Genomic DNA, 5,953 nt, shown 5'->3' with positions numbered 1-5,953 from the left:
GAAAAAACTGAATTGTATGCTGCGGTTTGCATATTCATTTAATGAATAGTGCAGACGCTGTAATTGTAACGTGTGGTGCATTTCTTACCCACAAGCAATTGTCTGAGTTCATCCCAAACTTTAGCTTTCGACCTATGCCTCTCGGCATTTGCTCCATAGAAAGGAGGTGATCCAGCCGCAGGTTCCCCTACGGCTACCTTGTTACGACTTCATCCCAGTTACCAACTACACCTTAGGACCTTGCCAATGTTGGCGCAGATACTTCGGGTGCTGTCGGCTTCCATGATGTGACGGGCGGTGTGTACAAGACCCGGGAACGTATTCACGGCACCGTAGCTGATGTGCCATTACTAGCGATTCCAACTTCATGGAGGCGAGTTGCAGCCTCCAATCCGAACTGAGCCCAGTTTTGTAGATTTCCTCCACCTCGCGGTATCGGTTCTCATTGTACTGGACATTGTAGTACGTGTGCAGCCCTAGGCGTAAGGGCCATACTGACCTGACGTCATCCCCACCTTCCTCCCAGTTGATCTGGGCAGTCTGGCTAGAGTCCTCAACTTAATGTTAGTAACTAACCACAGGGGTTGCGCTCGTTGCCGGACTTAACCGAACATCTCACGACACGAGCTGACGACGGCCATGCAGCACCTGTGTAAAGCGCCCGAAGGCTCACTGCCTTTCAACAGATTAGCGATACATGTCAAGCCTAGGTAAGGTTCTTCGCGTTGCATCGAATTAAGCCACATACTCCACCGCTTGTGCGGGTCCCCGTCAATTTCTTTGAGTTTTAGTCTTGCGACCGTACTCCCCAGGCGGTGCGCTTAACGCGTTAGCTCCGGCACGGAAAGGGTCGAACCTTCCCACACCAAGCGCACATCGTTTACTGCTAGGACTACAGGGGTATCTAATCCCTTTCGCTACCCTAGCCTTCGAGCCTCAGCGTCAGTAAATGTCCAGTAACCTGCCTTCGCCGTTGGTCTTCCTCTCGATATCTACGCATTTCACTGCTACACCGAGAATTCCAGTTACCCCTCCATTACTCTAGTACGGCAGTATCGGATGCAGTTTCAGAGTTGAGCTCTGAGATTTCACATCTGACTTACCGTACAGCCTACGCTCCCTTTACGCCCAGTGATTCCGAATAACGCTCGGGACCTTCGTATTACCGCGGCTGCTGGCACGAAGTTAGCCGTCCCTTCCTCTTGTGATACTATCAAACATACTAGGTATTAACTAATATGCCTTACTCTCACATGACAGTGGTTTACGACCCTAAGGCCTTCATCCCACACGCGGCGTTGCACCATCAGGGTTGCCCCCATTGTGAATGATTCTCGACTGCTGCCACCCGTAGGTGTCTGGACCGTGTCTCAGTTCCAGTGTTGCTGATCGTCCTCTCAGACCAACTACCCGTCGTCGCCTTGGTGAGCCTTTACCTCACCAACAAGCTGATAGGACGCGAGCCCATCTTAAAGCGTGACCAGAAGGCCACTTTACTCCGCCAAATAAATGGTGGAGCTTATGCGGTATTAAACCCAGTTTCCCAGGACTATCCCCCTCTTTAAGGCAGGTTGCTCACGCGTTACTAACCCGTCCGCCACTAAAAGATCATTAGTAAACTAAATCACTCTTCGTTCGACTTGCATGTCTTATCCACGCCGCCAGCGTTCATTCTGAGCCAGAATCAAACTCTCCGTATATTTTTTACATCTCTCGATGTGAGCACCTTGCGGCACTCATTTTTAAAACGGTTGGCGTATTTCTTATTAAAAAATAAATTTCAATAAGCGTATACTAAATTGACAAGTGCGAATCTAGACCCGTTTAAGATTTAGATTCATTTGCCGCGTCAGTGTTTCCACTACCGCAGCGCACAATTCAGTCTTTCCTCTTCCACTTGATTCAAACCTTCCGATTGGCTCACCGAAGTAAGTCGCTCGCATTTTGATCAAGCCATGTTGTGTAAAAGATCTCGTTCGAGGAAAGTTAAATGCAGCTATGAGACCGAGTCTCGAAGAACTGAAGTTAGTTTCTCTCGCGCTCCCTGTGGCAGGTGAGGCGGGGCGCAATCTACATATTCCCAGACTCCGCGCAAGACCTTTCGACACTTTTTTTATTTTTCTTTTAGTTACCTTCTACAAACCTCTGTAAAATCAACAAATAGGTCGTTGAATTAATTCAGCAAGGTGAGCTTAGAGGCTGAATAAACTTAGGAATGAACTAGAAATTTTCTCTATCCAGCGGAGAAAATAGCTAAGTCAGACTCACTTCATCGGAACATTTGCCTAAAAGGACACATCCTCCACTACTTTTGAATCTGTTTGGGAGGATGTTTTTCTATAAAGGAAACAGCTGCTTCTACATCATCTGAGCAAAAGAGGTAATCAGCATAATCCCTACCTTCGGCAAGCTGCTTAAGACAGGGGTAGAGCATGGTCTCTTCTGTGTAGCGTTTTTCACCAAGGAACACCATAGGACTAATCTCATCGAAGGTGATGTAGTGATTCTGAGTGGCGTCCATAAAAATCTCTTGAGTTGTACCAGCACTACCAGGAGCATAGATCACTCCGTGAGTGGCTATCGCGAGTAGGCCATCCTCCCTAATACTGTTTGAAAAATATTTCGCGATGTGGGTACTAAATAAATTACTTGGCTCATGGCCGTAGAACCAAGTGGGTACGGAAAGACTAGAGCCACCGTCTGGCACCATGTCTAGGACGGAGAGAGCTGACTGCTGGTATCCCTTCGACGCAAAGTATGGTGTGGCCTTCAATATATCTAACACTTCGCCTACCACTGAATCACTTACATTCACTAACCACGCCCCCAGATTAGCAGCCTCCATTATTCCTGGGCCTCCACCAGAAGCGATGAAGTACCCTTTTTGACTGAGCGCTCTAGCGACCCTTACGACTTTTTCAAAACTCTCGTCATCTCGACCGGTGCTATGCCCCCCCATTATTCCGACGACTTTTTTCACGCCTCCCGCCTCAATTCTTCCACCTAACAAATCCCTCACTCCATCATCAATGGCGTGATCGTGCAGCCTTTGAGCGAGTGACTCTAAAATATTGGCCTTACTCTTGCCCTTTTTAACAAAGTGGTCATAGATTCTCTTATCCAAACTTCTGTCTTCTTTTTCGGACCAACCTGCCATCAACTCATCACGGGTATAGAGTCGACTCCGGTAGGTTTCATAAGGAAGGTTCGGTAAGTTAGGGAAAACCACAGCACCCTTATTCAATAGGATATCTGCTGTGACCTCGTTAGGAAAAGTACAACCAAGAAAAACCGCTCCATGAAAGTCGAGACGGCCCCAATTTATTTCAACTTCCGTGAAATCCAAGCCCTGCACGACAGCGCAATGCAGTTGACCTTTCTGTTTCAAAAAAGCTTCTAGGCTATCCAACTCTCTGACTACCGCGCACTTCATTACTGGAAGCTTAGAGCTTGTTTTCTAAATATCTATCAGATTCTTTTGTTAACAGAGTTTTAGGCTATCCCGAAAGAAAAACGAACAAGCTCACAGTGAGCGATTAGAGACAGTCAAATGCCTCCAGCCTACTCGGCGCCCGTAGCTCAGTTCCACACCCAATCGATAGGAATCTCGATATCACCGCTCAAACTTTGGTGGACTGGGCATGTCAGAGCCGCATTTATAAATAAATCCTTCAAGGGTGAATCTGCTGAGAGTGGCATATCTATGCGCACTGGCAACTTAGCTATACGTCTCGGCATATCCTCTGACATAATTTTCCCCACTTGTATATTGAGTCCATCAAGTTGGATATCCCGTCGATCAGCAACAATTCCCATAATAGTTAGCATGCAACTCCCTAGAGCAGTCGCCACGAGATCAGTGGGCGAAAACGTCTCTCCTTTACCATTATTATCAATAGGCGCATCAGTCTCGAGCGTCACACCTGATGGCCCATGTATTGATTTGCAGCGAAGCCCCCCTTCATAACTTGTTGTAATTTCTACCATAATTTTATTCTGCTTTTGTGGATTCATCGACGAGAATGATTCGGAAGCCGAATTGATTTCCGCGCGTTGATTTTGACATTAAGAAGCGCGACCAAACACGTAGGTGATTCTTCGTAAAGCTAGCCCAGCTCCCTCCTCGCACTACAGCGAGTTCGGCACCCTCCTTATAATCCGTACTGACCCATTCATAGACATTACCACACAAATCATGCAGACCATTAGAGCTTTCAGGAAAGCTTCCTACTGGAGCCGTTTTCTCAAAACCATCATTATAGCCCCCTACTGTGCGACTCAATGACACACCAACCGCGCGAGCAGCGTCTTCATCGGCTATATTAGCAACTTTGTTACTGGGCGGAAACTCGGTTCCCCAGAAATACAGGTGTGCTAGGCGTTGATCACTTTGAGCTCGATGATCCCTCTCCGACGGTGATTGCTCTGGAGCTTCTTCAAAATCAGCTAACTCGCTCCATTCTAGATCGGATGGAATCTTGTAGCGATGTGACTCACTAATAATGGCTAGTGCTCTCTCTCTAGCGGTAAGCCACTTACAAAACTCTATAGCATCTGCGCGGTTCACGCCCACGACTGGATGGCTGGGCCCCTGCCTAAACCCTGGATTACGAAAACGTCTGTGTTTCGTTTCCTGAATGAAAAGATCGTAGTCAGTGACGCGCGTTTCAAACACAGAGGCCATCAGGCCATCACGAATAGGAACCATCGGTAAGCCTAGACTATTCTTCCAATTAGCACCAAAGATGACGCCATTGTTCTGCTTCAAAATGGTATTCAAAACAAAGGCTTCATTATCGGCCAAATGCATACTATACTTAAACTGCTGATAACCATCGGCGCGAAGTTCAATCTTCACACTTCCAGGACGCATATTTCCTAACTTGAATGGTGTGACCCCCACAAATTGCTCATCTACATAAATCCTTGCGCCAACAGGATCCGAACTAAATAAAATCGATCCATAAGCAATTTTTTTCACCACACACCGTGTTGGCAAGATGCCCTTATTGCGATCCAAGGCAGTGTAGCCTGTAGCCGCCAAATCTGGTTCCTGCACAAAATCCATCATTTGCCCGAGCTCCAACAAACCTGCATCACGCGCCCTAGCCTCCAACCAAGCAATATACTTCGTCGCCTGTTTTTCAGTAAGCAAGGCAATCTCAATACTCTCACCACTCTCACTGAATGGGATATTCTTTGCTATCTCATCTACTCCAGCCTCCTGAACATAGCGCTGGAAATTACTAGCGCGCAAGAAGCCCGAAATATGAAAACCGTCACGTGGCTGATACTCAACCCCCAGCGGTCCAAGCCAGGCATCGTCCTCCGTAGGAGGTCGAAAGACTTTGAGCTGCTCATTGACCACAAATATTTCTTGATCCGGTACTGAATAAGTCTTCTCTAAAACCCGATAGCCGGGGAGCTCAAATCTATAAGTTACCACTTCCCCAGGCTCAAAGTTGCGAAATTCAGTAGGAGTCACCTCATTTAGTTCAATTCCGTTCTCTGAGACATGAGCGTATGGAGGATTAGTAATCACCTTGATCGCGCAAATGTCGTTTTTAGGCCTACTACCCGGAATCGAAACATAAGTATCCACGACTGAAGGAGCCAACACTGGTGGATCAATCGCTGATGGAATATGCCACCACAGCTTCCAATAGAAAACTCCGGCAGCAACTCCCCCAAAGAACAATAAAAATAGAGCAAACTTAATCAACATAGCTGCACGATTTTTACGTAATTTTTTTCCCTGCTGTAGTCTCTTTACTGCTTCACTCAGCTCTTCGGCAGTAGTGATGGTACGTTTTGATTGTTTAGGCTCGCAGATATCGCAAATGAGACGATTCATCTCCAACCACATTTTACGCTGGTCACCAGCTGGCAACTCACAAGGCAGCTCAGGAAACTGAAATCGATCCTTACCGGTCATCATCTCGTAAAGAACCTT

General features: G+C 47.0%; 3 protein-coding genes and 1 rRNA gene. All 4 read right to left on the bottom strand.

Annotation, left to right across the window (positions count from 1 at the left end; translation table 11 throughout):
- Positions 1-159: 159 nt before the first annotated feature.
- Positions 160-1,700 (bottom strand): 16S ribosomal RNA (locus ABGY95_RS07955).
- A gap of 605 nt (positions 1,701-2,305) precedes the next feature.
- Complete coding sequence (locus tag ABGY95_RS07950; RefSeq protein WP_347441153.1) at positions 2,306-3,388, bottom strand: hypothetical protein; 1,083 nt, start codon at positions 3,386-3,388, stop codon at positions 2,306-2,308.
- 191 nt (positions 3,389-3,579) lie between these two features.
- Positions 3,580-3,987 (bottom strand): OsmC family protein, encoded by a 408-nt coding sequence (locus tag ABGY95_RS07945; RefSeq protein ID WP_347441152.1) that lies wholly within the window; start codon positions 3,985-3,987, stop codon positions 3,580-3,582.
- A 4-nt stretch (positions 3,988-3,991) separates the two neighbouring features.
- A partial coding sequence (locus ABGY95_RS07940) for an SUMF1/EgtB/PvdO family nonheme iron enzyme (protein ID WP_347441151.1) occupies positions 3,992-5,953 on the bottom strand: 1,962 nt, incomplete at its 5' end.

This window comes from Rubritalea sp. (genome assembly GCF_039830215.1).
Taxonomy (GTDB): Bacteria; Verrucomicrobiota; Verrucomicrobiia; order Verrucomicrobiales; family Akkermansiaceae; genus Rubritalea.
The sequence above is the reverse complement of the archived record's forward strand: the minus strand, read 5'-3'. Positions and strand labels throughout refer to the sequence as shown.